This window comes from Rhodospirillales bacterium (assembly GCA_016712595.1).
GTDB lineage: Bacteria > Pseudomonadota > Alphaproteobacteria > Rhodospirillales > Defluviicoccaceae > Defluviicoccus.
Map to the genome: position 1 here is coordinate 1,591,997 of JADJQT010000001.1, position 23,997 is coordinate 1,615,993.

The window sequence follows — 23,997 nt, forward strand, 5'->3', positions numbered from 1 at the left end:
GACGAAACGGGAGATGGTTGGCCCTGTCGGGTTTGGCGCCCCCCGCCGCGCGCTTGCCCTGTTGCTGGCGGTCACTCTGCTCGCGTCGGGCTGCGCGTCCGGGCGCGGCGTCCAGCCGGAAGGCGGCGGCGCGCCCGACGCGACGGCGGGCGCGCCGCCGACCCCGGAAGAAGAGCAGATGCGCAAAGACGCGAACGTGTTCAACACCACCGTCGCCGAAGGCTCGCTGGTTGGCGCCGGGCTCGGTATCCTGACCGGCGTTCTTATCGGCGCGACGACCGGGCGAGTCGATAACATGGTTCGCTACGGCATCGTCGGCGGCGTTGCCGGCGGCATCCTTGGCGGTGTCGACGGCTATATGGTGGCGAAACAGCAGGAAGCCGGCAACAACCGGGTGCGCGTCATTCAGGCGATGACACGGGACGTGCAGCAGGATAACGAGCGGTTGAAGGCGCTGGTCGAGAGTTCGTCGAAGGTTCTCGATCAGTCGAAGGCGCGACTGGCCGCGATCAACGATCAGGTGGCGAAGAACCAGGCGAGCCGCGACGATCTCGACGACGCGCGCGCCCGCGTCGAGCAGGATCGCGACAGCCTGCAGAAGACGCTGGCCAACCTCAAGAAGCGTCGCGACAACTATCAGCAGGCGGCGATGAAGACAGGGGGCGATACGCGTGAACTCGATCAGCAGATCCAGGTGCTCAGCCAGCAGATCGATCAGCTCGAACAGAACGTCGTGGCGATGAACCAAGTGCTCGCGGTCTCCAAGGTATGAGCGACAGGGAGGCGACAATGCGACGGCGAGCGGTGATGACCGGTCTGGTGGTGACGTTGGCGCTTGCCGGCTGCACCTACCTCGACCAGCGTAATGATCTTTATTCTGGCGGACCCGCGCGCCGCGAGGCGGCGGCAAATGCCGAATTGCAGGCAGCGAAGACCCAGCAGCAGGACTTGCAGGACCAGAACCTGCAGCTCGAGCGCGAGATCGAGCGCAACACCAAGCGGATCGACGCGGCGCAGTCCGACCTTGACCGCGTCACCGCGGAACTCGAGGCCGCCCGCAAACGCAAGTCGGTGAGCGACGCCGAATACCGCCGGCTGAAAGCGGACGTGGCAAAGACCAATCAGGACCTGGCCTCGGTGAATATGGAACTCAAGGCCGGAGAATTGACCGGCAACGTCGACGTCGCCGCCAAGGAGCGGCAGATCGACGCCCTGGAGAAGAAAAAGGCCAGTTTGGAAAAGGCCCTGGGGATGTCCCCTGGATCCTGATCCCTGCCAGCGAGGCGCCGCAATGAACGACTTCGCCGCTTATCGCGAGCCGGTCCGCGCCGAGTGGGTCGATTACAATGGCCACATGAACGTCGCCTATTACGTGCTGGTGTTCGATCATGCGACCGATGCGGTGCTCGATCAGCTCGGCCTGGGCGAATCGTACCGGAGCGATACGGGCTGCTCCGTCTTCGTCGGGGAGATGCACGTCACCTACCGCCGGGAGGTCCTGCTCGGCGATGAGATGATCGTGTCAAGCCGGGTGATGGCGCACGATGCCAAGCGCGTGGTTCTATATCACCAGATGGCCTGCCCACGCGTCGGCGACGGCGTTGCCGGCAACGAGGTGCTGTGCGTTCACGTCGATCTCGCGACCCGCCGTACCGCTCCCTGGCCCGCGACGCACCTGACGCGCCTTGCCGCCGCCGTTGCCGGCCAAGCGCACCAGCCACGACCGGGGGGCGGCGGGGGTGCAATCAACCTTCTCGGCCGGAAGCGGCCGTGAAGGTGACGGCGAGACGGCTTGCGCGGTCCGGGTTCGAGAAAGGGGCGAGGAACGCGACGTGGTCCAAGGCAAGCTGAGCGATCGCGGCGCGGCGATTCTCGCCGGTGCGCCGACATTGGCCGTGCTGGCGTGTGAAGCGGCACTGGATTCGATCGATCCGCTCGCCGCCGCCATTACCGCCGCGGTGGCGCTGGCGGGCATGGTGTGGCTGCTCAGACGTCAACGCGCGGTCGTCAAGGCGGTCGTCGCGCCGCAGCCGGCAGCTACGACGAAGGTGCCTCAGGCGTTTCTCGAGCGGCTGCCCGACCCGGTCGTGCTGTTAAACGGGGAGCGTGAGATTGTCGCAATCAACAACGCGGCGAAGGATGTTCTGGGCGCCGGACATCTCGGCCGCGACCTCGCGCTGTCGCTGCGGCATCCCGACGTACTGGCCGCGGTCGAGGCGGTCTCGTCCGACACGATATCGGTCACGCAGGAGGTGACGCTGCCGCTTCCCGTCCCCCGCACGTTCACCCTGCATGCCGGTGAGCTTCCGGAGTCGAACGAGCCGGGCGCGCCGCGGGTAGCGCTTGTCCTGCGTGACGAGACGCGGGCGAAGCGGGCGGAACAGAGCCGAGCGGATTTCGTCGCCAACGCCAGCCACGAGTTGCGCTCGCCGCTGTCGGCGCTCGCCGGCTTCATCGAAACGCTGCGCGGACCGGCGGCCGACGACGCGATCGCGCGCGAGCGCTTTCTCGGCATCATGCAGGCCGAAGCGCGGCGAATGGCGCACCTGGTCGAGGACCTGATGTCGCTGTCCCGCGTCGAAATCAACGAGCATGTCCCGCCGCGCGCTCAGGTCGATCTTGCCGACGTGCTCGCCGGTGTCGCCGATACGCTAATGATGCGCGCGCAGGAAAAGCGGATGAGCATCGCTCTTCTGGTTCCGGACGACCTGCCGAACGTGATCGGCGACGTCGACCAGCTTACCCAGGTCTTTCACAATCTCGTCGACAATGCGGTCAAGTATGCCCGCGCCGAGAGTTCGATCCGCATCGAGGCCCGCGTCGTCGATCGGCTGCCGGGGGCGCAAGGGCCCGGCCTTTCCGTCGCCGTGACCGACGAGGGGGACGGTATCGCGGCGATTCATCTGCCGCGATTGACCGAGCGGTTCTACCGCGCCGACGAGGGACGGTCCCGTCGCCTCGGCGGCACCGGCCTCGGTCTTGCCATCGTCAAGCATATCGTCAACCGCCACCGCGGACGGCTGGCGATCGAAAGCAAGGTCGGTGCTGGCAGCACGTTCACCATCTTTTTGCCGTTGGCCGAGCACGCGGCGTCGATGTCCACGGGGGGCACCCCAAACCGGACGCCTACGGTCTGAGCCGCAGCCTGTCATCAAAACGTAACCTGATTGTCATAGGATGGACCCCGCTCGTGCTTACAGTCGAGCGCGGGCAGGCGCGCGCGCCATTCTACCTTGCCGTCACTGGAAATACGGACATTACAAATGATCGGAAAAACGTTGGCCTTAACGCTTCTGGGAAGCCTGATCGTGGCGGGCACGGCGCAGGCGCGCGATCAGATTCGCGTCGTTGGCTCGTCCACGGTCTACCCGTTTTCGACCCGTGTCGCCGAAGAGTTTGGCCGGACGACCAACTTCAAGACCCCGGTCATCGAAAGCACCGGCACGGGGGGCGGCTTCAAGTTGTTCTGTGAAGGTGTTGGTATCGACACGCCGGACATCAGCAACGCGTCACGGGCGATCAAAGCCTCCGAAATCGAGCTTTGCGCCAAGAACGGCGTGAAGGAGATCACCCAGGTGATGATTGGCTACGACGGCATCGTCGTCGCCAACTCGAAGGCTTCGCCGCAGATGAACATCACCCTCGAACAGCTCTATCGGGCTCTGGCCAAGGATGTTCCCGACGGCAAAGGCGGCATCATCGCCAACCCGAACAAGACGTGGAGTGATGTCGATCCGTCACTGCCGAACATCGCGATCGAAGTGCTCGGCCCCCCGCCGACGTCCGGTACGCGCGATGCCTTCGCCGAGTTGGCGATGGAGGGGGGGTGCGACAAGATCCCGGCGATCGTGGCATTGAAGAAGACGGATGAGGCCAAGCATAAGGCCATATGCCAGGGTGTTCGTGAAGACGGCGCCTACATCGAGGCAGGCGAAAATGACGTGCTTATCGTCCGCAAGCTGGAAGCTAATAAGAACGCCTTCGGGATCTTCGGCTATAGCTTCCTTGAACAGAACCAGGATAAGATCCAAGGAAGTCTGATTAACGGCGTCGACGACGACTACAACAACATTTCCACGGGAAAATATCCTATTTCCCGCTCGCTTTACTTCTATGTCAAGAAGGCACATGTCGGCGTTGTTCCAGGCATTAAGGAGTATATTGCCGAGTTCACCAGCGAGAAAGCCTGGGGGCCAGACGGTTATCTGGCCGAGAAAGGCCTCATCGCGCTGCCGGCGGCAGAGGCGAAGGCGGCACGCGAACAGGCGATGGCGTTGGTCAGCAACGTCGGCATGTAGCATGTACGAGACACGCGACGGAGCCTGCCGGCGCTCTGCTGGCAACGGCAGGGGCCGCGGGCCTTGCCTCTGCTCGCCGGATGCTGGCGCGGCGCCGATAAACCCGCGCACCGAATAAGGACGCGCAACCCAATGCAGTTCGCAATCCTGATGGCGACGCTTCTCGTCCTGACCGCCATCGGGTTTTACCTCGGCCGGGCGCGGGCGGTGGATGTCGGACGCCGCGGATACGAGCGGCTGCACTCGCGCCCTCACTACTACGGCTACTATGTCGCCGTGTGGTGCGGTCTCCCGGCGCTGCTCGTGTTGCTGGTCTGGCTGATCGCTGAACCGCAGATCGTCCATGCCGTCGTCATGGCCAGCCTTCCGGACGCGGACCGGGCGCTACCGCCGGAGCGACTCGGCCTGCTGTTCAACGACATCCGCAACGTTGCGAGCGGCAATATTGCCGGCAGCGCCGCCGGTACCGATCTGCAGGCGGCGGCCGATTATTACGCGCGGATCAGCGCCATGAGTAGGACGGGGATGTTCGTGCTGGTGCTGGTCGCCTCGGTCTCAGGGCTCGTCTTCGCCCGTGCTCGCATTGTGCCGCGTCTGCGCGCGCGCAATGCCGTCGAAGCGGTGATCAAGGTCCTGCTGGTTGCCTGTTCGATCGTCGCCATCCTCACCACCATCGGCATCGTGCTGTCGCTGGTGTTTGAAGCCGTCCGCTTCTTCATGCGCGTATCGCCGCTCGCATTCCTGTTCGGGCTGGAATGGAGCCCGCAGATCGCGATGCGCGCCGATCAGGTGGGCGCCGGCGGCAGCTTCGGCGTCGTCCCGTTAATGGCCGGCACAATGCTCATCGCCACCATCGCCATGGCGGTCGCCATGCCGGTCGGTCTGATGTCGGCCATCTATATGGCGGAATACGCGCCTCCGCGCTTGCGCGCGGTGGTCAAGCCGATGCTGGAAGTTCTTGCGGGAATTCCGACGGTGGTCTACGGCTTCTTCGCGGCGCTGACGGTCGCGCCCTTTTTGCGCAACCTCGGTGCCGGGTTCGATCTGTCGATCTCGTCGGAGAGCGCGCTTGCCGCCGGCGTCGTCATGGGGGTGATGATTATCCCCTTCGTCTCGTCGCTGTCGGACGACGTCATCACCGCCGTGCCGCGGTCGCTGCGCGAAGGCTCGTACGGGCTTGGAGCAACGCGCTCGGAAACCATTTGCCGTGTCATTCTGCCGGCGGCCCTGCCCGGGATCATTGGCGGTTTTCTACTGGCGATCTCGCGGGCGATCGGCGAGACGATGATCGTCGTTATGGCCGCCGGTCTCGCGGCCAATCTCACCGCCAATCCGTTCGAGGCAGTAACCACCGTGACCGTACAGATCGTCACGCTGCTCATCGGCGATCAGGAATTCGACAGCCCGAAGACGCTTGCCGCCTTCGCTCTCGGCCTCGTGCTGTTCATTTCCACGCTGTGCCTGAACATCGTCGCCCTGCGCATCGTTGCCCGGTATCGAGAACTCTATGATTAACAACGTCGCGCGACCAACGTTCATCCGTTCGCGCGCTGACGCGCGCGATGTATCGCAGGTGATTTCGGCCGGCCTTGCCCGACGCTACGCCGCCGAACGCAGATTTCGCCTCTACGGGCTCTGCGCGATCGTCTTCGCCACTCTTTGCCTTGTGGTGCTGCTGTGGACGATCATTCGGACGGCAATTCCCGCGTTCACCCAGACAATGATCGATCTGGACGTGACCCTCTACCCACAGGACATCGATCCCGACGGCGCGCGGGACGATGGCGTGCTCTCGCGTGCGGACTACCAGAAGCTGATTCGTCAATCGCTCGAAGACTTGTTTCCGGGCGTCACCGATCGACAGGAGCGGCGCGAGTTGTTCGCGCTGATCAGTCCTGGCGCGACCTACGCCTTGCGCGATAAGGTGCTCGCGGATCCGGCGTTAATCGGCCAGCGAGTCCGGGTAACCGTGCCCCTGTCCGATGATCTTGACCAGTTCGCCAAGGGACAGATTGCCCGGGCAACGGCACAAAACGGTAGCCGCGTGTCGGACCGGCAGATCGACTGGTTTCATCGCCTTGAACAGCGCGGACTGATCGAGCGCGTTTTCAATCGCACATTGTTCACCGCCGGCGATTCCCGCTCACCCGAACTCGCCGGCGTATGGGGCGCCCTCGTCGGCACATTTTGGACGATGCTGATCACTATCGCCATCGCCTTTCCGCTTGCCGTTGGCGCGGCGATTTATCTGGAGGAATTCGCGCCGAAGAACGCGTGGACGGCGATTGTCGAAGTCAACATCAACAACCTTGCCGCCGTGCCGTCGATCGTATTCGGCCTGCTCGGCCTTGCCGTCTTTCTCGGCGTTTTCGGTCTGCCCCGCTCATCGCCCCTGGTTGGCGGCATGGTGCTCTCGCTGATGACCATGCCGATCATCATCATCGCCAGCCGCGCCGCTTTGAAAGCGGTGCCGCCGTCGATGCGCGAGGCGGCGCTCGGCGTCGGCGCATCGAAGATGCAAACGGTCTTCCATCACGTGGTGCCACTGGCGATGCCGGGCATGCTGACCGGGACAATTCTCGGGATGGCACACGCATTGGGCGAGACGGCGCCGCTGCTGATGATCGGCATGGTCGCCTTCATCGCCGACATCCCGCAAGGACCGCTCGATGCAGCGACGGTGATGCCGGTCCAGATCTATCTGTGGTCGGATGCGCCGGAGCGCGCCTTTGTCGAGCGATCATCGGCGGCGATCCTCGTCCTGCTGGCGTTTCTGATCGCCATGACCCTCGTTGCCGTGGTCTTGCGCAAGCGATTCGAGCGAAAGTGGTGATCCATAAACAGCCAACGGTCGATTGCAAGAACGCAGCGTTCCGCGGAATAACAGCAATGTTCACGGTCTAGATGCAAAAAATGGCAATGCAGCCCGCGACCCTGGCAATACCGGCGGCAGGCACGGTGAAATTCCACACCGACAAGGTCTGTGTTTTTTACGGCGGCAAACAGGCACTCGACAACATCAGCCTCGATATCTATCGCAACGAGGTCACGGCGCTGATTGGTCCCTCGGGCTGCGGCAAGTCGACCTATCTCAGATGTCTCAACCGCATGAATGACATCATCGATGGCTGCCGCATCACCGGGAGCATCCTGCTCGACGGCGAGAACGTTTACGCGCCGCAGATGGACCCCGTTCACCTGCGCGCCCGTGTCGGCATGGTTTTCCAAAAACCCAATCCGTTTCCGAAATCGATCTTCGAGAACGTCGCCTACGGTCCGCGCATCCACGGACTTGCCAGCGACAGACGCGATCTCGAGCAGATTGTTCAGACCAGCCTGGAGCGGGCGGGGCTGTGGAAGGAAGTGCAGGATCGGCTGAATCAGCCGGGAATCGGCCTTTCCGGCGGCCAGCAGCAGCGGCTTTGCATCGCCCGCGCGATCGCGGTTCAGCCTGAAGTAATCCTGATGGACGAGCCGTGTTCGGCGCTTGATCCGATCGCCACCGCGCGGATCGAAGAACTGATCGACGAATTGCGGCAGAACTACACGATCATCATCGTTACCCACTCGATGCAGCAGGCGGCGCGTGTCTCACAGCGCACCGGCTTTTTCCATATGGGTGTTCTGGTGGAGACCGGCTTGACCGAGATGATCTTCACCAATCCCGACGACAAAAGAACACAGGACTACATCACCGGGCGTTTTGGCTAGGCGGCTCGTATGACCGCGGGACTCGTCCGGAGGAGACCAAGGACCATGACGTCCGAGCACATCGTCAAGTCGTTCGATGATCAGTTGAAGCGGCTGGAAAACCTGATTGCCGAGATGGGCGGCCTCGCCGAGGTTCAGCTTGCCAAGGCGATCGACGCGATGAGCAAGCGGGATCTCGAACGCGCCGCCCGCATCACCGCCGATGACCAGCGGATCGACGATCTGGAGCTCCTCGTCGACCAGGAGGCGGTTGCGATGCTGGCGCTGCGTCAGCCGATGGCCAAGGACCTGCGCGAGATCATCGGCGCGCTGAAGACCGCGGGCATGCTCGAGCGCGTCGGTGACTACGCGAAAAACGTCGCCAAACGTACCGCGGCACTGGTCGAGATGCCGCCGGTGCCGTCGGCGCAAACGGTCGTGCGGCTTGGCAAGCTGGCGCAGGAGATGATCAAGGATGTGCTTGATGCCTACATCGCCCGCGATCTGGAAAAGGCGGAACTGGTACGGCAGCGCGATAAGGAGTTGGACGCTCTGCATACCAGCATATTTCGTGAGTTACTGACGTATATGATGGAGGACCCGCGCAACATAACCGCGTGTACCCATCTATTGTTCATCGCTAAAAATATAGAGCGCGTCGGTGATCATGCGACAAACATTGCAGAAGTCGTCGGTTTTCTTGTGCATGGACGGGCACCATCAGACGAAAGGCCGAAAGACGATGTCACAAGTTTTACTGTACTGTAGATAGTGACAATAGCAGTATAAGATAATTCAAGAAGGGACTTTGCCGTGCAGCTCAATCACGCAGCGATTTCGGCTAAGCCGAAAGTGCTTATTGTAGAAGATGAAGAGGCGCAGGCAGAAATGCTTCGCTACAACTTCGACCGCGAAGGGTTTGACGTCTCGATGGCTGGTGACGGTGAGGAGGCGATGATCGCCGTGGAGGAGCACCAGCCGGACCTCGTGCTGCTCGACTGGATGCTGCCCGGCACCTCAGGCATCGCCGTTTGCCAGCGCCTGCGCGGCAAACCGGAAACGCGCGCGTTGCCGATCATCATTCTGACCGCCCGCGGCGAGGAAGGAGACCGGGTGCGCGGCCTCGAATCCGGCGCGGATGACTACGTGGTCAAGCCGTTCTCGCCCAGCGAACTTGTCGCCCGGGTCCGCGCGGTGCTGCGGCGGACCCGCCCGTCACTCAGCGAAGAGCGGCTGGTGTGCCACGACATCATCATGGATCTCGCCACTCACCGGGTGTCCCGTCGCAACAAGCACATCCACCTCGGCCCCACCGAATTCCGGCTGCTGCGCCTGTTCATGGAGCGACCGTACCGGGTGTTTACCCGCGAGCAATTGCTCGACAAGGCGTGGGGTCGTGACATCCACGTCGAACTGCGCACCGTCGACGTGCACATTCGCCGGCTGCGCAAGGCGCTCGGCGCTCATGGCGACGAGGACGTCATTCGCACGGTGCGCGGCACCGGCTACGCGCTCGACGTCGACCATGGGGTCAACTGACCGGATTCGCTGGAACTCCACCGCTTCAGCTCCGCCCGCACCGTCCCGACGAGAGCGAGGGATCAGCGCCTAAGCCTGCCTCGTTACGTTCGGTAGCGGAATTCTGCTGGAAGCATGCTATATCTCGGGGCATGGATGGTGACATTCCCGTGTCCGAGGCCCGATTGTGCGCGCCGGCCGCTTATCTCGGGCTGCTGAACGCAGGTCAGGCCGAGGCGGTGCAGGCGACGGAGGGGCCGGTGCTGGTACTGGCCGGTGCCGGTACCGGCAAGACGCGGGTGCTCACCGCCCGGCTCGCTCACATCCTTGCGACCGGTCGCGCCCGACCGTGGCAGGTGCTGGCCGTGACCTTTACCAACAAGGCGGCGCGCGAGATGCGCGAGCGCGTGGTCGGGCTGCTCGACTGTTCGGTCGAAGGCTGGTGGGTCGGTACCTTCCATGCGACGGGGGCGCGGATTCTCCGCAGCCATGCCGAACTGCTCGGCCTCAAACCCAACTTCACCATCCTTGATGCCGACGATCAGCTCCGCCTGATCAAGCAGCTCGAGGAAGCGCGGCGCATGGACGTCAAGAAGATGCCGCCGCGCCTCGTCTCCTCGATCGTCCAGCGCTGGAAGGATCGCGGACTGACGCCGGAGCAGGTGACGGAGGCGGAAGGTGCCGACGCGCTCGACGGCCTGGCCCTGCCGCTCTATGCCGAATATCAGGAGCGCCTGAGGACGCTGAATGCCACCGACTTCGGGGACCTGCTGCTGCACAACATTACCCTTTTTCGCCAGCATCCGGAGATCGCGCTGAAGTATCAGCGGCAGTTCCGCTACCTGCTCGTCGACGAATACCAGGACACCAACGTCGCCCAGTACCTGTGGCTGCGCGCGCTGGCGCAAGGGCACCGCAACCTCTGCTGCGTCGGCGACGACGATCAGTCGATCTATTCCTGGCGCGGCGCTGAGATCGACAACATCCTGCGCTTCGAGCGCGACTTTCCCGGCGCCCAGGTCATCCGCCTCGAATGCAACTACCGCTCGACACCCCATATCCTCGCCGCCGCGTCCGGGCTCATCACCCACAACCGCGGCCGGCTCGGCAAGACACTGTGGACGACCCAGGGCGAGGGCGAGAAGGTGCTCGTGCGCGGTGTCTGGGACGGCGAGGACGAGGCGCGCGTCGTTTGCGAGCACATCGAGGCTCTGCGGGCCGCTGGCGAGCCGCTGCGCAGCATGGCCGTGCTCGTGCGCGCCGGTTTCCAGACGCGTGAATTCGAGGAACGGCTGATCACTGTCGGCATCCCCTATCGGGTCATCGGTGGCGCGCGTTTTTACGAACGCCAGGAGATCCGCGACGCCATCGCCTATTTTCGCACCGTCGTCCAGCCAGATGACGACCTCGCCTTTGAGCGTATCGTCAATACCCCGAAGCGCGGTCTCGGTGTCGCCAGCCTGCGCAGCATTCACCTTCTGGCCCGCGATCTCGGCATCCCGCTGCTGGCCGCTGCCGCCCGGCTGATCGAGAGCGACGAGCTCAAGCCGCAAGCCCGCGGAACACTGGGCCGGCTGCTGGCCGACCTCGCGCGCTGGCGGGAGCAGATGGCCCGGACGCGGCACGCCGAACTGGCGCGCACGATCCTTGATGAGTCCGGCTATACCGCGATGTGGCAGGCCGACCGCAGTCCGGAAGCATCCGGGCGACTCGACAACCTCAAGGAACTGGTAGCGGCGCTCGTCGAGTTCGAAAGCCTCGCCGGCTTTCTCGAGCACGTCAGCCTGGTGATGGACAACGATGACGCGGCCGGTGATGACAAGGTCGCGCTGATGACCTTGCATGCCGCCAAGGGGCTCGAATTCGATACCGTCTTCCTGCCGGGCTGGGAGGAGGGCGTGTTTCCCAACCAGCGCTCGCTCGATGAAGGCGGAGCGGCCTCGCTCGAAGAAGAGCGCCGGCTCGCTTATGTCGGCCTCACCCGCGCCCGCAAGCGCGCGGTGGTCAGCTACGCCGCCAACCGCATGGTCTTCGGAACCTGGCAAAGCGCGCTCCCGTCACGCTTCGTCAGCGAGTTGCCGGCGGACCATGTCGAGGTATCGGCGCCCACCGGGCTGTTCGGCGCTTCCCGGTACGGCGGCAGGGATCGCGAATGGCTGGACGATCTGCCGTCCGTCGTTGCGAGCAGTGTCCGTGCAGGCGGCGGTGCGCGGCTTCGCCGGCCGCCGCTGATCGATGGTCTCGCCGCCCATCGCCCCTCGGCGCGTCCGGCGCCTGCCTGCCCGTTCGCCCCCGGTCAGCGAATATTTCATCAGAAATTCGGCTACGGCACGGTCCGCAGCGTCAACGGTGATCGCCTTGAGATCGATTTCGAAAAGGCTGGAACGAAGACCGTCATCCAGAGCTTCGTGCAAGCCGCGTAATTTTATCTGTGCCTGCGTGGCAGGACGCCGGCGCGACGTCGACGATCTCTCGGCAATAACTGAAAAACCAAAGAGGGGCCGCTTGCCCGGCAGAGAGCCGGACGAGGACGATTTCCAACGAATGTGCCGACGCGTTCGTGCCTGTGTTCGGCAAAAAATATCGCCAGCCCCTGCGAACAGCAAAGATGGCACTGCCCGCTCGGCGGTCGTATGGTGGACCAAAAGCAAAGAGATGGGGGATTTCCATGGATATCGGCTCGCTGCTGCCGCGCCATGCGCGTTATCGGGCGGAGCATCCCGCCCTGATCGTCGGTGGACACTCGCTCACCTACAAAGCGCTCAACGCGCGCGTTAATCGCTTGGCGCACGCCCTTCTGCGCGCCGGGCTCAAAAAGGGCGACAAATTTGCCACGGTTCTGCCTAACTGCCTCGAGTTAATGGCCGCCTACTGGGCGGCGGCGAAGACCGGCCTCGTCATCGTGCCGATGAGCCCGCTCCTTCAGGACGGTGGCCTCGCCTCGCTGCTCAAGGATTCCGATACGTCACTGGTGCTGGGGCATGTCTCGTTCGCCGCAACCTTCGAGCGCCTGCGCCCGCGACTGCCGCACATCGCTGCCGAACGCTGGATTCTTCTTGGCACCGACGCCACGCAACAGCCGGCGTTTTGCACTTACGAGGCCTTCATCGGCGATGCGCCGGACGATAATCCTCCCGATGCCGGCATCGTCGATGCGGACATGTTCAATATCATGTACTCCAGTGGCACCACCGGTCTGCCCAAGGGCATCATCCATTCCCACTATGTGCGGGCGATGTACTGCACGCTGTTCGCCCAGGCCTTTCGCATCTCGCCGGAGAGCGTCGTCCTGCACGCCGGCTCGATCGTCTTCAACGGTGCCATGGTCGACCTGATGCCGTGGATGTTCGTGGGTGGCACCTACGTGCTGCATGAGAGTTTCGATCCGGCGCGGGTCATCGCCGATACCCACCGCTACAAGGTCACCCATATCATCATGGTGCCGGCGCAGATCACCGCCGTGCTCGACCACCCGGACTACACGCCCGAGAAACTCGCCAGCCTCGAGATGCTGCACAACCTCGGCGCGCCGCTGCACGTTCGCGTCAAGCAACGGATCAATGCCGAGCTTCCTAACCGCTTCTACGAGCTTTACGGGCTGACCGAGGGGTTCATGACCATCCTCGACAAGCACGATGCGATTCGCAAGCTGGGCTCGGTCGGCTGCCCGCCGCCGTTCATGGAAATCCGTATCGAGCGCGAAGACGGCAGCGCGTGCGCCGCCGGCGAAGTGGGCGAGATCTGCGGGCGCAGCCCATGCATGATGCCGGGCTATTACAAGCGTCCGGACCTGAGCGCGGTGGCGATCCGCGACGGCTGGCTGCACACCGGCGACGCCGGCTATGTCGACGAGGAAGGCTATCTGTTCCTCGTCGATCGCATCAAGGACATGATCATCGTCGGTGGCGTCAACGTCTATCCGTTCGATGTCGAAAAGGTGATTGCGGGTCACCCGGCGGTTCGCGAGGTCGCGGTGTTCGGTGTCCAGGACGCGAAATGGGGAGAGGTCCCGATTGCCGCCGTTGCCCTGAAGCCGGGGGATCGGCCGGGGCGAGAAGAACTCGTCGCCTGGACGAACGCACGGGTCGACGCCAAGTTTCAGCGCATTCAGGACGTCGTGCTCTACGAGGAGTTCCCCCGTAACGTCGCTGGCAAGACGCTCAAGCGCGAGATGCGGGACGCCTACGCCAAGGCTCAGGTTTCGTAGGGGTGGTGGAGCATCCACCTGTATAGGTTGCGGTCGGCGTAGGCGGCGTTACACGTGCGCACGTGGGCGATTTCGCCGTCGCGGGCGCCGACGTGGTAGGGGCGGGCGACGACATTGCCGAACGGCGCCAGGCGCTCGACGACGTCCTTCGATCCGCGCGTCAGCTTTTCGATCTCGTCGTCCTCGGCATAGGCAACCCACGTCGGTGTGTGCCGGAGGCGCCCGACCTCGCTGATGTTTGTGCACCGCCCACACACCGAGGCGATTGCGGCAAACCGCTGAGGGTCGCGCAACGCCAGACAGAACGTGCCGATCCCGCCCATGCTGAACCCGGTGAGATAGAGCCGATGCGGGTCAGCCATGCCGCCATCGATGATCTGGCGGACCAGCGCCTCGACCGCGGCCAGAACGGATGCATCGCACCAATTTCTGCCGTGCGGGCATTGCGGCGCGACGACGACGAAGGGGAACGGGGTGTCGGTCAGCTTGCGATGTTCAAGCCGATGCTTCGGCAAGCCGCAGTCCGTCACTTTGTGCAGCCGGCGGCCGCCCTCGCCTTTCTGTCCACTGCCGTGAAGATAGATGATGAGCGGTGGATGCTCGTCGTGGCGGATGGACGCGGCATCGGCGGGAAACCACCAGCAGTTGAGGTCGAGGGTATATTCGATCATGCGACACCGAAGCCACCCGAAGGGGACGAGCGATCAGCCGGAAGACAGCGGGGCAAGCAATGCGCGAGCACTCACGGGCCGGACGGCGGGCGCGCGTGTCGCGGGTCAAGCAGCCAGTGGTAAAGGGCGGTTTCGGCGAACGCGGCGTCCGCGGTGCGGGGATGGGCGCCGATGTTGCCGGCCCGCCCGACGCAAAATGGCCGTTCGACCAGTCGTCCGAAGCGGGAGAGTCGCGCAACCACGTCCTTCGAGCCGCGCGTGAGCCGCTCGATCTCGTCGTCCTCGCCGTAGGCGATCCACATCGGCAGGTGGGCGAGTTCGGGCAACCGCTCCGGCTGGTCCTCGCACGCGCCACAGACCGAAACCAGCGCCGCGAACTGCAACGGGCGATCAAGGGCGATACAGAAGCTGCCGATACCGCCCATGCTGAAGCCGGCGAGGTAGAGGCGGGCGGGATCGGCCGCGCCTGTGGCAACCAGATGGTCGACCAGCGCGGCCACCGCGTCACGCATCTCGCGATCGCACCAATGGCGATCGGGCGGGCACTGTGGCGCGACGACGAGGAAGGGAAAGCCGGACTCGTTGGTCAGGCCGTTGGTCGTGCGCAGCTTCGGCAGTCCCCACGCGGCGACACGCGCGAGTTCGGGGCCGCCGCAGCCCCGCTCGCCGATGCCGTGTAGAAAGAGGATGAGCGGCGGCGGGCCCCCCGCGGATCCTCTATCCGGCGGAATCCACAGACCGGTTTTCCCGGCTTCGAAGCCGATCATCACCGCACGGTCCGAAGGAGCGCACGGAATGCGACGCGTGGCTTCATGCGCGGCAGGGGTCGAGGCGCCAGCGAGGCGCGGTGCCGCCGTTGATGAACGCCGAGCAGATCATATCGCACTCGGCGCGCGCCCAGTGCTCGGCGGGCGACGCCTCCGGTTCCTCCTGCGACAGGTAGTAGGCGCGGACGAGAATATTCTCGCGCAGCAGATCGACGAGGTCAGCGCGGCAGCCATGGTAGGCTTCCCATGATGGATCGGCCTCCGGCTGGGCGGCGAGGATCGTCGCCGTCGCGTTTTCAGTGGTTTCTTTTTCGACGAACGTCAGGTAGCCGAGCGCCGCGAGCGGCGCCCGCGAATATCCGGACGTGCAATGGACGTAAGTCTTGTGACCGGCACAGAGGAGATCCCGCAGGCTGCGGACGGCGTAAGGCAGGCTTCGCCGTTGCTCGCTGGCGTCGAAGTCGTACATCGGCGCGTTGACCATCGCAATCTGCCTGCGTTCGCCAAAGTCGCGGTGATCCGCGAAGTCGATGTTGTAGTGCGCCCGGCAAGCGTCACTTTGCAGTGACAACAGGGCCGTCGCGCCGGTCTGTTCGCGGATGTTTTCGATGTCGTCAACGGTCATCGGGCTGGAGCCGAGGACGAGATCGTCCCTGACTTCGCTCCAGCGAAGCGCCCACTCCCACATTTTCCAGGCTCCCCTCCTGTGCTTGTTGACGGTCATGGTGGCTCACGCCCGGGCGGATGTCCACCGCCACAAAATCGTCAGAAAGAGTTCAAGCAAGCTTCCGAAACTCGCGCACCTCGCTCGGCTAGCGTTTCGCGCCCGGCCAGTTGTGCTCACACATGCGCGATGCGCATCCCCGCGCGCGACCGGTCGCGGCTATCCGCGTTCTGGAGGAGGGGAATCAACGTGCTACATCTGAGACTTGCCGTTTTGCCCGCGGCGCTGCTAGCGTCGTCCATGGTTTTCGCGCCGATCACTGCCCGGGCGACCGGCGATGCACCGCTGCCATGTGTCGAAAGCAGTGATCCCATCGTCATCGCCCACCGCGGCGCCAGCGGCTATGTGCCCGAGCACACGCTGGGCGGTTACGCGCTCGCGATCGAGATGGGCGTCAATTATATCGAACCGGACCTGGTAATGACCAAGGATGGCGTGCTCGTCGCTCGCCACGAGAACGATATCTCGGGAACGACCGACGTCGCCGACCACCCCGAGTTCGCCTCCCGCAAGACGACCAAGACGATCGATGGCAACGCGATCCAAGGTTGGTTCACCGAAGACTTCACTCTTGCCGAACTGAAGACCTTGCGTGCCAAGGAACGCCTGCCGCAGGTCCGCCCGACCAACGAGCGATTCAACGGCGACTTTACAATTCCCACGTTTCAGGAAGTTCTCGACCTCGCCCGCGGCGTCAACTTCCGCTTCCAGCTTGAAGCCAGGGCGAAGGGCCTGACGCACCGCCGCTGCGTCGGCGTCTATCCCGAGACCAAGCATCCGACCTACTTCCAGAGCATCGGCCTGCCGATGGAAAAGCTGCTGGTCAAGACCATCAATCGGGCAGCGTTCTTCCGCGAGACGAAAAAGGTGTTCATCCAGTCCTTCGAGGTCGCCAACCTCAAGACCTTGCGCGGCCTGACCGACCTTCCGCTTATCCAGCTTATGGATTCGAGCGGGGCACCCTATGACTTCGTTGCCAATGGCGATACCCGCACCTACGCCGATCTTGCCACCCCGGCCGGCCTTGCCGAAATCGCCACCTACGCCAATGGCATCGGCGTGAACAAGTCGCTGATCATCCCGCGGGTGAACAACGCCCTCGGTGCGCCGACGACGATCATCGCCGATGCGCATGCCGTCGGCCTCGATGTTCACGCCTGGACGTTCCGCGCCGAAAACACCTTCCTGCCGGCGGATTTCCAGAGCAGCGCCGATCCTTTGGAGTTCGGCGATCTCGCTGGCGAAATCACCGCGTTCCTCGATCTCGGCCTCGACGGCTTCTTCACCGATCAGGGCGATATCGGCGTGCGTGCGCGCGACGCGTTCGTCAAATAGCCTCAAAACGTTTCCTTGTCTTTCGACCGCCGCCCCGGGACTGCCGGGGCGGCATTTTTTTGACCAATCCGCTCCGCGCAATTTGCCACGCTCGCTCCCGGCCGCGGTCTTGGCTAAAACTATGAAACGACTCACGGCAGAGGAGCCCTGGCGGATGGCAACGGCGCGCACCGGCGGGCGGCTGATCGTCGATGCCCTGCTGAATTTTGGCGTCGAGCGCATTTTCGGCGTTCCTGGCGAAAGTTACCTTGCGATTCTCGATGCGCTTTATGACGTGCGCGCGCGGATTGCCTTCATCACCTGCCGCCACGAGCACGGCGCGGCGATGATGGCGGAGGCCGACGGCAAGCTGACCGGCCGCCCCGGTGTCTGTCTGGTCACCCGGGGTCCGGGAGCCTGCAACGCGGCGATCGGTGTACACACGGCACGGCAGGATTCGACCCCGATGGTGCTGCTTGTGGGGCAGGTCGAGCGTGCCAGGCGCGGCCGGGAGTCTTTCCAGGAGGTGGACTTCGAGGTGATGTTCCGCCCGCTTGCCAAGCGGGTGGAGGAAATCGAGAGTGCGGCGGCACTCCCCGAGGCGCTCGCCCGGGCGTTTCATACCGCGATGCGTGGACGGCCGGGGCCGGTTGTCCTGTCGCTGCCGCAGGACGTTCTTGGCGAGAGCGCCGTCTGCGGCGATGCGCCAATGCCGCGCCTCGCCGATGCACCTCCTGATCCCGGCGTGATGGAGCGGATCCACCGGGTGTTGGGCGATTCGCTGCGCCCCGTGCTGCTGCTCGGCGGCAGCGGCTGGAACGAGGCAGCGCGCGCGGATATCGAGCGCTTCGCCGAAGCCAACGCCCTGCCGGTATGCTGTGGGTTCCGGCGCCACGACCTGTTCGATAACAATCATCCGTGCTTCGTGGGTGAACTCGGCATCGGCGCCAATCCGGCGCTCGTCGCCCGCGTGCGCTCCGCCGATGTGCTGCTGGCCGTAGGCTCGCGTCTTGACGAAGCGACGACACAGGGTTTTTCGCTCCTGGCCGCCGGCGGACCGGAACTCGTGCACGTCCATCCGGGGGCGCAGGTGATCGGCCGAGTGTTTCCGGCGGCGATCGCCTTGTGCGCAAGCGCCCCGGCATTTGCCGCCTCCGCCTGCAAGCTCGCCCCAAGCGGCGGCACGCATCGGCGCGCATGGACCGACGCCGCCCGTTCCGAATATCTCGCCGATACGGCACCCGCGGCGTCCGGCGGCGGGCTCGACCTCGGCCAGGCCATGATCCATCTGCGCACCGATCTGCCGGGGGATGCGATCGTGACCGTCGATGCCGGCAATTTCTCAGGCTGGCCGCAGCGCTACCTGCGGTTCGGCGGCGGCCGGCGGCTGTTGGGCGCCGTCAACGGCGCCATGGGCTACGGCGTGCCGGCGGCGGTGGCGGCGAAGCTGCGCTATCCGCAGCGCTTGGTCGTCGCCTGTGCCGGCGACGGCGGATTCGGCATGACCGGCCAGGAATTGGCGACGGCGGTGCAGCACGGGGCCGCGCCGATCGTGATCGTCTTCGATAACGGCATGTATGGCACGATCCGCATGCACCAGGAGCGCGCCTATCCCCGACGCCCGCTTGGTACCGGCTTGCAAAATCCGGATTTCGTCGCTTTCGCGCACGCCTGCGGGGCCTTTGCGGAGCGTGTCGAGCACACCTCGGAGTTCGCGCCAGCGCTGGCGCGCGCGAAGGCGGCCGGCCGTGCCGCCGTCCTCGTCCTTGCCGTTGATCCCGACGCGATCAGCACGCGCACCACCCTGGCCCGCCTGCGTGCGAGTAGCCCCTGACGCGGGGCGTTCGTCGCGGCTGCCGTCAGTCGAGAACGATTTCGCCGACGACGGGCAGGTGATCGGACGCCGAATGTGCGAGCGGCGTCGCATGCGCGCGAAAGCACGGGGATGCTGCGATGTTTCTGTAAAGAATGCGGTCGAGTGCGAGCAGCGGCCGGCGCGACGGAAAGCTTGCCCGCCGCGGGCTCGCCGCCACCATAGTCAGCAGAGGGCGCAGCGAGGGGCATCCGGGACACCAGTCGTTGAAATCGCCGAGGACAAGCAGGGGATGGTCCGGGTGATCGGCGATGGCATCGCGCAAGCGCGCGGCCTGGCGCCAGCGCTCGATCGCCCGGAGTCCGAAATGCGTGGCGATTACCCGCAGCGTAGCCCCGCCGCCGGTGAGATCGACATCGATCGCGCCGCGCGGTTCTTTGCGGTTCTGTGAAAGGTCGATCCGCCGCACCCGTCGCACGGCAAGCCGGCTCAGCAGCAGGTTGCCGTACTCGCCGCGATGGCGGCGCAGGTTCGAGCCGGCGACGGCGTGATAGCCCGTCTCGGTGGTGGCGGCGGCGATCAGGTCGTCATCCCGATCCGATCGCCAGTCGACCTCCTGAAGGGCGATGATATCGGCGCCAAGCTCATCAATAACAGCGGCGATGCGCGCTGGATCTCGCTGACCGTCGTTGCCGATTGTCCGATGAATGTTGTAGGTGGCGACGCGCAGGTGTCGGGTTGCTGTCATCGGCGACGATGGTGCTGACGCCTGCGCATCGGCGCATTCCTGCGCATCGAACGCAATGATCACGCCTTTGCCTTATCGGAATGGCGATGCACGAAGCGCCGCCAGGCGAAGGCTGCCGCCAGGATCAAGGCTGCCGCGAGGACTGCGAGGATTAAGAGGTTCGAAGCGTCGGGCGAGCGTAAAACCTGCCAGAGCTGAGCCGAAAACAGGGTAATCGCGGTAATGCCGGGCGCCATGCCGAGCACCGTACCCGCGACGAAATCGCCGAAGCGAATATGCGAGGCGCCGGCGGCGAGATTGACCACGGTAAACGGCGCAACCGGCAGAACGCGTATAATGGTCATCGATAGAATTCCACGACGCGCAAGCTGGCGGCTGATGCGATCGAGCCGGCCGCCAGCGAGGCGGCGGAGATGGGCGCGGCCGATCACGGCGCCCACCGCATAGCCGGCGATCGCGCTCAAGACTGAACCGCCGCCGGCGATCAGCAGCGCGTACACCGGCGAATAAACCATGCCGGTCGCGGCGATCAACACGATTACCGGAAACATCAGCAGGCCGCCGACGACATAGACAGCGAGCAAGGCCACGCTCGCCTGCCAGTCGTTGTTCATGATCCGCGCCAGATATTCGATCGTCTCGGGATTGGCGTATGCGGCCAGTGGCCCCCAGTGCCACAACGCGGCGAAGCACAAAAGCACAAGAACGACGGCACACAGGCGTATGACGCTCGCCTGCAGAGTCGATCGCCCGCGGTGATCGCGGGCGAATTCATCGGCGATGCGTTCGGGCTCGACCGGCGCAGTTGGATCAAGCAGGTCGAGATCGGCGGCAAACGCCTGAAAGACGTCGGTATCGTTCGCATGATCCGGAAACGGAGCGAGGCTGCGACCGGGGCCGCGCAGCCGTTCGATTGCCGTGATCAGTGAGCCGCCGGCCTCGATCTCGGCGAAAACGCGGCCGATCGGCGCATTAAGATGTTCGGCGAGCAGGCGATTGCAAAACCCGGCGATCGCTCTTGCCTCGGGGGAGCCCGCCTTTCCTTCGACGGCGAGGTTGCATTCGGAATCGAGGCCAACGGAGCGGTTGTTGAGGTTCGCCGATCCGACATTGACGAACCGGCCGTCGATGATCATCACTTTCGAGTGGACCTTGATGCCGACGTCTCCCGACGTGCCGACGACGGGGGTATAAACCCGCACACGGTTGTACTGATCGGCTTCCCGCACGCGCGCCAGCATCTGCTGTTGGCGGCTGCCCATCGTCGTTCGCTCGAGCCAGCCTGTCGGTTGACGGGGTAGAACGAGGACGATCTCGGGACAGTCCGGGCGCGCCAGGCGCTCGATGATGACCTGGACGATGGGCACGGCGCAGAAGTACTGGTTTTCGATGTAGATGCTCGTTTGGGCGCGGCGGATCGACTCGACGAACAAGGCTTCGATCTCGCGGACCTCGCGATGCCCTTTCCATGCGGGATACGTGCGGGCGATGGTGACGTCGACGAACCGCAAGTCGGCGGTAAGGTCATCCGGCCAGGGATCCTCGTTTCCGTTCACCGCCGGTACCAGCCGCTGGCCGGTCGCTCGTTGCCAGCGATCGCGCGCCACTTCGGCCAGCATCTGCGCCGCGGCACCGTCGACCGCGACCTGAATGTCATGATGTGGCTCATACGGCGTGCCGTCGGCATTGCGGCGGCGGGGATCGGCGGGGCGGTGCGCGGGCGCGTCCAGCCGGCAATCCGTCAGGTCGATGCCGCCGACAAAGGCGAGTTGATCATCGATGACCACGAGCTTCTGATGCTGCGAGGCGCCGATCGGGTGTGCCTCGTCGAGGGCGAAACATAAGCGCGGATTGGTGAACCAGTCGAAGCGTGCCTGCTGTGCCCACTCGCGGTCGAGCCCGTAAAGCAGTGGCGAATCCCAGTTCAGTACCCGGACCCACAGATGCGGACGCAGCCTCGTGACGTGGTTGAGAAACGGGCCGAGCTCGTTGGGAACGTCCGGGCGCGCCTCGCCCGGAAACTCGAGCAGCGTGCGGCTGTTAACGTCCCAGCCGATGATCAGGATTGAGCGTTGGGCCCGCATCGCCGCAGTCTTGAAAGTGCGAAAGTAATCTTGTGCGTCGATCAGGAAAGCAAAGCGATCCGCCCGGCATTTCATTTCGCGCAAAGCCGTCCGCTGCACGCGCGTGCGCTCCGCCCTGACCAATGTCGTCGTCATCGACCTCCCTCCGCGTCTGGATCGCCGCGTGAGAGAGACACATAGCCTCACTCTGTTTCTGGCAGCGTCTCTGTGCAAAGACGCATCCGGCTGGCGATGCCGTAAGCCCACGGAGCCACAGTCGGTTCACGATCCTTGCAGCGGTAACCCATTGTTAATCGCGATCGACGAGGATGGTTCCCGCGTGTACCTTATAGGCGAATGACTCACGGCATTCATCGCGCAACGGTACCTACGTATCCCCGGGAGACATCGAGTTCGCCGGGCTGCCATACTGTCTGGAGCATCGTGCATGTTGGATCGGTTCAATAACCTGGCGATCAGAACGAAGGTGACGCTGGCCTTTGCCATGGCCCTTCTCGTCACCGTGGCACTGGGCGCCTTCTCCTTGGATCGCTTGGCCGGCATCAATCAACAGACCCAGGTAGTCACGCAGAATTGGCTGCCGAGCCTGCAGGCCATCGGTGATCTCAATGACGCGATCGGCAAGTATCGCCGGCTGCAGGCCAACCACATCCTGTCGACGACCGGTAAGGAAATGGATGGCTACGAGGCCGAGATGCAGGAGACGGCGGGCCGGATCGCCAAAATTCGCGCCGCCTATGAGCCGCTGATTTCGACGGACGAGGAGCGAGCGCTGTACAACAACTTCTCTCGCCTCTGGGAGATTTATCTCGAAAAATCAAAGGAGGTTATCGAATTATCGCGCAATAACGAAAATGATAAGGCAGGAAACATATTCAATACAACACTGCGCGAAGCGTTTAATTCTGCCCACAATCCCGTTAAAAATGACGTCGCGTTGAATGTCCGCGAAGCCAATAATGCGGCACGATTCGGCGAAGAACTCTACAATTCGACGTTCATACTTGTGGTCATCGTTCTTGTCGTCGCCGCGATGATTTGCTGCGTTAGTGGCTTTTTGATCGTGGTCAGTGTTTCGCGACCGATCGCGGCGATGACCGCGACGATGCGCAAGCTTGCCGCCCGCGATCTTGCCTGCGAGATCAATGGGGTCGGCCGTCGCGACGAGATCGGTGGCATGGCCGCGGCGTTGCAGGTGTTCAAGGACAACATGATCACCGCCGATCGCCTCGCGGCTGAGCAAGAGGCAGAGCGCAAGAACAAGGAACGGCGCGCAGAAGCACTCGACTCGCTGACGAAGGGCTTCGAGGCCAAGGTGGGGCAGCTCGCCGCGTCGCTGTCCTCGGCGGCGGGTGAGATGCAATCTGCGGCGGAGGCGATGTCGACCGCGGCCGATCAGAGCAATCAGCAGGCATTGACGGTGGCCTCATCTGCCGAGCAGGCATCAGCGAACGTCCAGACAGTCGCGAGCGCGGCCGAACAATTGTCCTCGTCGATCAGCGAGATCAGCCGTCAGGTGACGCAGTCCTCGCGGATCACCCAGCAGGCGGTCGAGGAGGCTCGCCGCGTTGACGGCACCATGCAGGCTTTGGTCGAGGGCGCGCAGAAAATCAGCGAAGTGGTCGGGCTGATCAACGATATCGCCAGTCAAACCAACCTTCTTGCCCTCAACGCCACGATCGAATCTGCGCGCGCCGGTGAGGCTGGCAAGGGTTTCGCGGTGGTCGCCAGCGAAGTGAAATCGTTATCCGGGCAGACGGCTCAGGCGACCGATCAGATCGCCGGCCAGGCGGCGCAGATGCAGGCGGTGACCAAGGACGCGGTAGCAGCGATTGAGGAGATCAGTCGGGTGATCGCCGAGATCAGCGAAATTGCCACGGGAATCGCCTCGGCCATCGAACAGCAGAACGCGGCGACGCAGGAGATTGCCAGCAACGTTCAGGGCGCGGCGCGGGGGACTCAGGAGGTCACCAGCAGCATCGCCGCCGTCAAGGAGACGGCGAGTGGCGCCGGATCGGCTGCGGGCCAAGTGCTCGGTGCCTCGAAGCACGTTGCCGAGCAGTCCGCGCAGTTGACCCGCGAGTTGAACACCTTCCTGGCCCAGGTCAAAGCCGCGTAAGCTGAAGCGTCAGGCGATGCCGATCGCTCCTTGACACTGTGTTC

20 protein-coding genes are annotated in these 23,997 nt (G+C 63.9%); 15 read left to right on the top strand and 5 right to left on the bottom strand.

Features of this window, described 5'->3' with window-relative positions; all coding sequences use genetic code 11:
- The first annotated feature begins 13 nt into the window (after positions 1-13).
- The 12 genes from IPK66_07200 (at position 14) to IPK66_07255 (ending at position 13,713) form a co-directional block, all read left to right on the top strand.
- Positions 14-772: a hypothetical protein gene (locus IPK66_07200; GenBank protein ID MBK8175044.1), complete on the top strand. Its 759-nt coding sequence runs from the start codon at positions 14-16 to the stop codon at positions 770-772.
- Positions 773-789: 17 nt separating this feature from the next.
- Complete coding sequence (locus IPK66_07205; protein MBK8175045.1) at positions 790-1,269, top strand: hypothetical protein; 480 nt, start codon at positions 790-792, stop codon at positions 1,267-1,269.
- A gap of 22 nt (positions 1,270-1,291) precedes the next feature.
- Positions 1,292-1,774 (top strand): thioesterase family protein, encoded by a 483-nt coding sequence (locus IPK66_07210; protein MBK8175046.1) that lies wholly within the window; start codon positions 1,292-1,294, stop codon positions 1,772-1,774.
- 58 nt (positions 1,775-1,832) lie between these two features.
- Complete coding sequence (locus IPK66_07215; GenBank protein MBK8175047.1) at positions 1,833-3,137, top strand: hypothetical protein; 1,305 nt, start codon at positions 1,833-1,835, stop codon at positions 3,135-3,137.
- A gap of 126 nt (positions 3,138-3,263) precedes the next feature.
- Positions 3,264-4,298 carry a PstS family phosphate ABC transporter substrate-binding protein gene (locus IPK66_07220; protein ID MBK8175048.1) on the top strand — a complete coding sequence of 345 codons (1,035 nt, stop codon included), beginning with the start codon at positions 3,264-3,266 and terminating at the stop codon, positions 4,296-4,298.
- Between the two features lie 132 nt (positions 4,299-4,430).
- A complete protein-coding gene (gene pstC / locus IPK66_07225; GenBank protein MBK8175049.1) occupies positions 4,431-5,813 on the top strand; it encodes a phosphate ABC transporter permease subunit PstC in 1,383 nt (460 codons plus the stop codon).
- Positions 5,806-7,131, top strand: coding sequence for a phosphate ABC transporter permease PstA (gene pstA, locus IPK66_07230; GenBank protein ID MBK8175050.1), 1,326 nt, complete (start codon positions 5,806-5,808; stop codon positions 7,129-7,131). The genes pstC and pstA overlap by 8 nt, the downstream gene beginning before the upstream one ends.
- 71 nt (positions 7,132-7,202) lie before the next feature.
- Positions 7,203-8,009, top strand: coding sequence for a phosphate ABC transporter ATP-binding protein (locus IPK66_07235; GenBank protein MBK8175051.1), 807 nt, complete (start codon positions 7,203-7,205; stop codon positions 8,007-8,009).
- A gap of 45 nt (positions 8,010-8,054) precedes the next feature.
- Positions 8,055-8,756 (top strand): phosphate signaling complex protein PhoU, encoded by a 702-nt coding sequence (phoU, locus tag IPK66_07240; protein ID MBK8175052.1) that lies wholly within the window; start codon positions 8,055-8,057, stop codon positions 8,754-8,756.
- Between the two features lie 120 nt (positions 8,757-8,876).
- Positions 8,877-9,527: a phosphate regulon transcriptional regulator PhoB gene (phoB, locus tag IPK66_07245; GenBank protein ID MBK8175053.1), complete on the top strand. Its 651-nt coding sequence runs from the start codon at positions 8,877-8,879 to the stop codon at positions 9,525-9,527.
- A gap of 131 nt (positions 9,528-9,658) precedes the next feature.
- On the top strand, positions 9,659-11,929 hold the full coding sequence (locus IPK66_07250) for a UvrD-helicase domain-containing protein (GenBank protein MBK8175054.1): 2,271 nt from the start codon (positions 9,659-9,661) through the stop codon (positions 11,927-11,929).
- A gap of 245 nt (positions 11,930-12,174) precedes the next feature.
- Entirely contained in the window at positions 12,175-13,713 is a 1,539-nt protein-coding gene (locus IPK66_07255; protein ID MBK8175055.1) for an AMP-binding protein, read from the top strand.
- Here the strand turns inward: IPK66_07255 and IPK66_07260 are convergent.
- The 3 genes from IPK66_07260 to IPK66_07270 form a co-directional block, all read right to left on the bottom strand.
- Positions 13,701-14,384, bottom strand: coding sequence for a prolyl oligopeptidase family serine peptidase (locus IPK66_07260; GenBank protein ID MBK8175056.1), 684 nt, complete (start codon positions 14,382-14,384; stop codon positions 13,701-13,703). The two genes, IPK66_07255 and IPK66_07260, sit on opposite strands and share 13 nt — an antisense overlap.
- A gap of 71 nt (positions 14,385-14,455) precedes the next feature.
- Positions 14,456-15,151 carry a prolyl oligopeptidase family serine peptidase gene (locus IPK66_07265; protein ID MBK8175057.1) on the bottom strand — a complete coding sequence of 232 codons (696 nt, stop codon included), beginning with the start codon at positions 15,149-15,151 and terminating at the stop codon, positions 14,456-14,458.
- A gap of 43 nt (positions 15,152-15,194) precedes the next feature.
- Positions 15,195-15,839 (bottom strand): dual specificity protein phosphatase family protein, encoded by a 645-nt coding sequence (locus tag IPK66_07270; GenBank protein MBK8175058.1) that lies wholly within the window; start codon positions 15,837-15,839, stop codon positions 15,195-15,197.
- Positions 15,840-16,004: 165 nt separating this feature from the next.
- Here IPK66_07270 and IPK66_07275 point away from each other — a divergent pair, with 165 nt between their 5' ends.
- The gene (locus IPK66_07275) at positions 16,005-17,210 is read left to right on the top strand and encodes a glycerophosphodiester phosphodiesterase (GenBank protein MBK8175059.1); all 1,206 of its coding nucleotides are present in this window, start codon (positions 16,005-16,007) and stop codon (positions 17,208-17,210) included.
- Positions 17,211-17,364: 154 nt separating this feature from the next.
- On the top strand, positions 17,365-19,023 hold the full coding sequence (locus tag IPK66_07280; protein MBK8175060.1) for a thiamine pyrophosphate-binding protein: 1,659 nt from the start codon (positions 17,365-17,367) through the stop codon (positions 19,021-19,023).
- A gap of 25 nt (positions 19,024-19,048) precedes the next feature.
- Here IPK66_07280 and IPK66_07285 read toward each other — a convergent pair whose 3' ends face one another.
- Both IPK66_07285 and IPK66_07290 read right to left on the bottom strand, forming a co-directional pair.
- Positions 19,049-19,813: an endonuclease/exonuclease/phosphatase family protein gene (locus IPK66_07285; GenBank protein MBK8175061.1), complete on the bottom strand. Its 765-nt coding sequence runs from the start codon at positions 19,811-19,813 to the stop codon at positions 19,049-19,051.
- A complete protein-coding gene (locus IPK66_07290; protein MBK8175062.1) occupies positions 19,810-21,969 on the bottom strand; it encodes a VTT domain-containing protein in 2,160 nt (719 codons plus the stop codon). The genes IPK66_07285 and IPK66_07290 overlap by 4 nt, the downstream gene beginning before the upstream one ends.
- A gap of 292 nt (positions 21,970-22,261) precedes the next feature.
- Here IPK66_07290 and IPK66_07295 point away from each other — a divergent pair, with 292 nt between their 5' ends.
- Entirely contained in the window at positions 22,262-23,953 is a 1,692-nt protein-coding gene (locus IPK66_07295; protein ID MBK8175063.1) for an MCP four helix bundle domain-containing protein, read from the top strand.
- Positions 23,954-23,997: the final 44 nt, after the last annotated feature.

Bases quoted from the DNA above. Each gene is read 5' to 3' on its own strand.
- IPK66_07290 (MBK8175062.1), bottom strand. From the start codon at position 21,969: ATGACGACGACATTGGTCAGGGCGGAGCGCACGCGCGTGCAGCGGACG.
- IPK66_07260 (MBK8175056.1), bottom strand. From the start codon at position 14,384: ATGATCGAATATACCCTCGACCTCAACTGCTGGTGGTTTCCCGCCGAT.
- IPK66_07210 (MBK8175046.1), top strand. From the start codon at position 1,292: ATGAACGACTTCGCCGCTTATCGCGAGCCGGTCCGCGCCGAGTGGGTC.
- IPK66_07205 (MBK8175045.1), top strand. From the start codon at position 790: ATGCGACGGCGAGCGGTGATGACCGGTCTGGTGGTGACGTTGGCGCTT.
- IPK66_07255 (MBK8175055.1), top strand. From the start codon at position 12,175: ATGGATATCGGCTCGCTGCTGCCGCGCCATGCGCGTTATCGGGCGGAG.
- IPK66_07235 (MBK8175051.1), top strand. From the start codon at position 7,203: ATGCAAAAAATGGCAATGCAGCCCGCGACCCTGGCAATACCGGCGGCA.
- pstA (MBK8175050.1), top strand. From the start codon at position 5,806: ATGATTAACAACGTCGCGCGACCAACGTTCATCCGTTCGCGCGCTGAC.
- IPK66_07280 (MBK8175060.1), top strand. From the start codon at position 17,365: ATGGCAACGGCGCGCACCGGCGGGCGGCTGATCGTCGATGCCCTGCTG.
- IPK66_07220 (MBK8175048.1), top strand. From the start codon at position 3,264: ATGATCGGAAAAACGTTGGCCTTAACGCTTCTGGGAAGCCTGATCGTG.
- IPK66_07265 (MBK8175057.1), bottom strand. From the start codon at position 15,151: ATGATCGGCTTCGAAGCCGGGAAAACCGGTCTGTGGATTCCGCCGGAT.
- IPK66_07275 (MBK8175059.1), top strand. From the start codon at position 16,005: ATGCGCATCCCCGCGCGCGACCGGTCGCGGCTATCCGCGTTCTGGAGG.
- IPK66_07250 (MBK8175054.1), top strand. From the start codon at position 9,659: ATGGATGGTGACATTCCCGTGTCCGAGGCCCGATTGTGCGCGCCGGCC.
- pstC (MBK8175049.1), top strand. From the start codon at position 4,431: ATGCAGTTCGCAATCCTGATGGCGACGCTTCTCGTCCTGACCGCCATC.
- phoB (MBK8175053.1), top strand. From the start codon at position 8,877: ATGCTTCGCTACAACTTCGACCGCGAAGGGTTTGACGTCTCGATGGCT.
- IPK66_07295 (MBK8175063.1), top strand. From the start codon at position 22,262: ATGTTGGATCGGTTCAATAACCTGGCGATCAGAACGAAGGTGACGCTG.
- IPK66_07270 (MBK8175058.1), bottom strand. From the start codon at position 15,839: ATGTGGGAGTGGGCGCTTCGCTGGAGCGAAGTCAGGGACGATCTCGTC.
- IPK66_07200 (MBK8175044.1), top strand. From the start codon at position 14: ATGGTTGGCCCTGTCGGGTTTGGCGCCCCCCGCCGCGCGCTTGCCCTG.
- phoU (MBK8175052.1), top strand. From the start codon at position 8,055: ATGACGTCCGAGCACATCGTCAAGTCGTTCGATGATCAGTTGAAGCGG.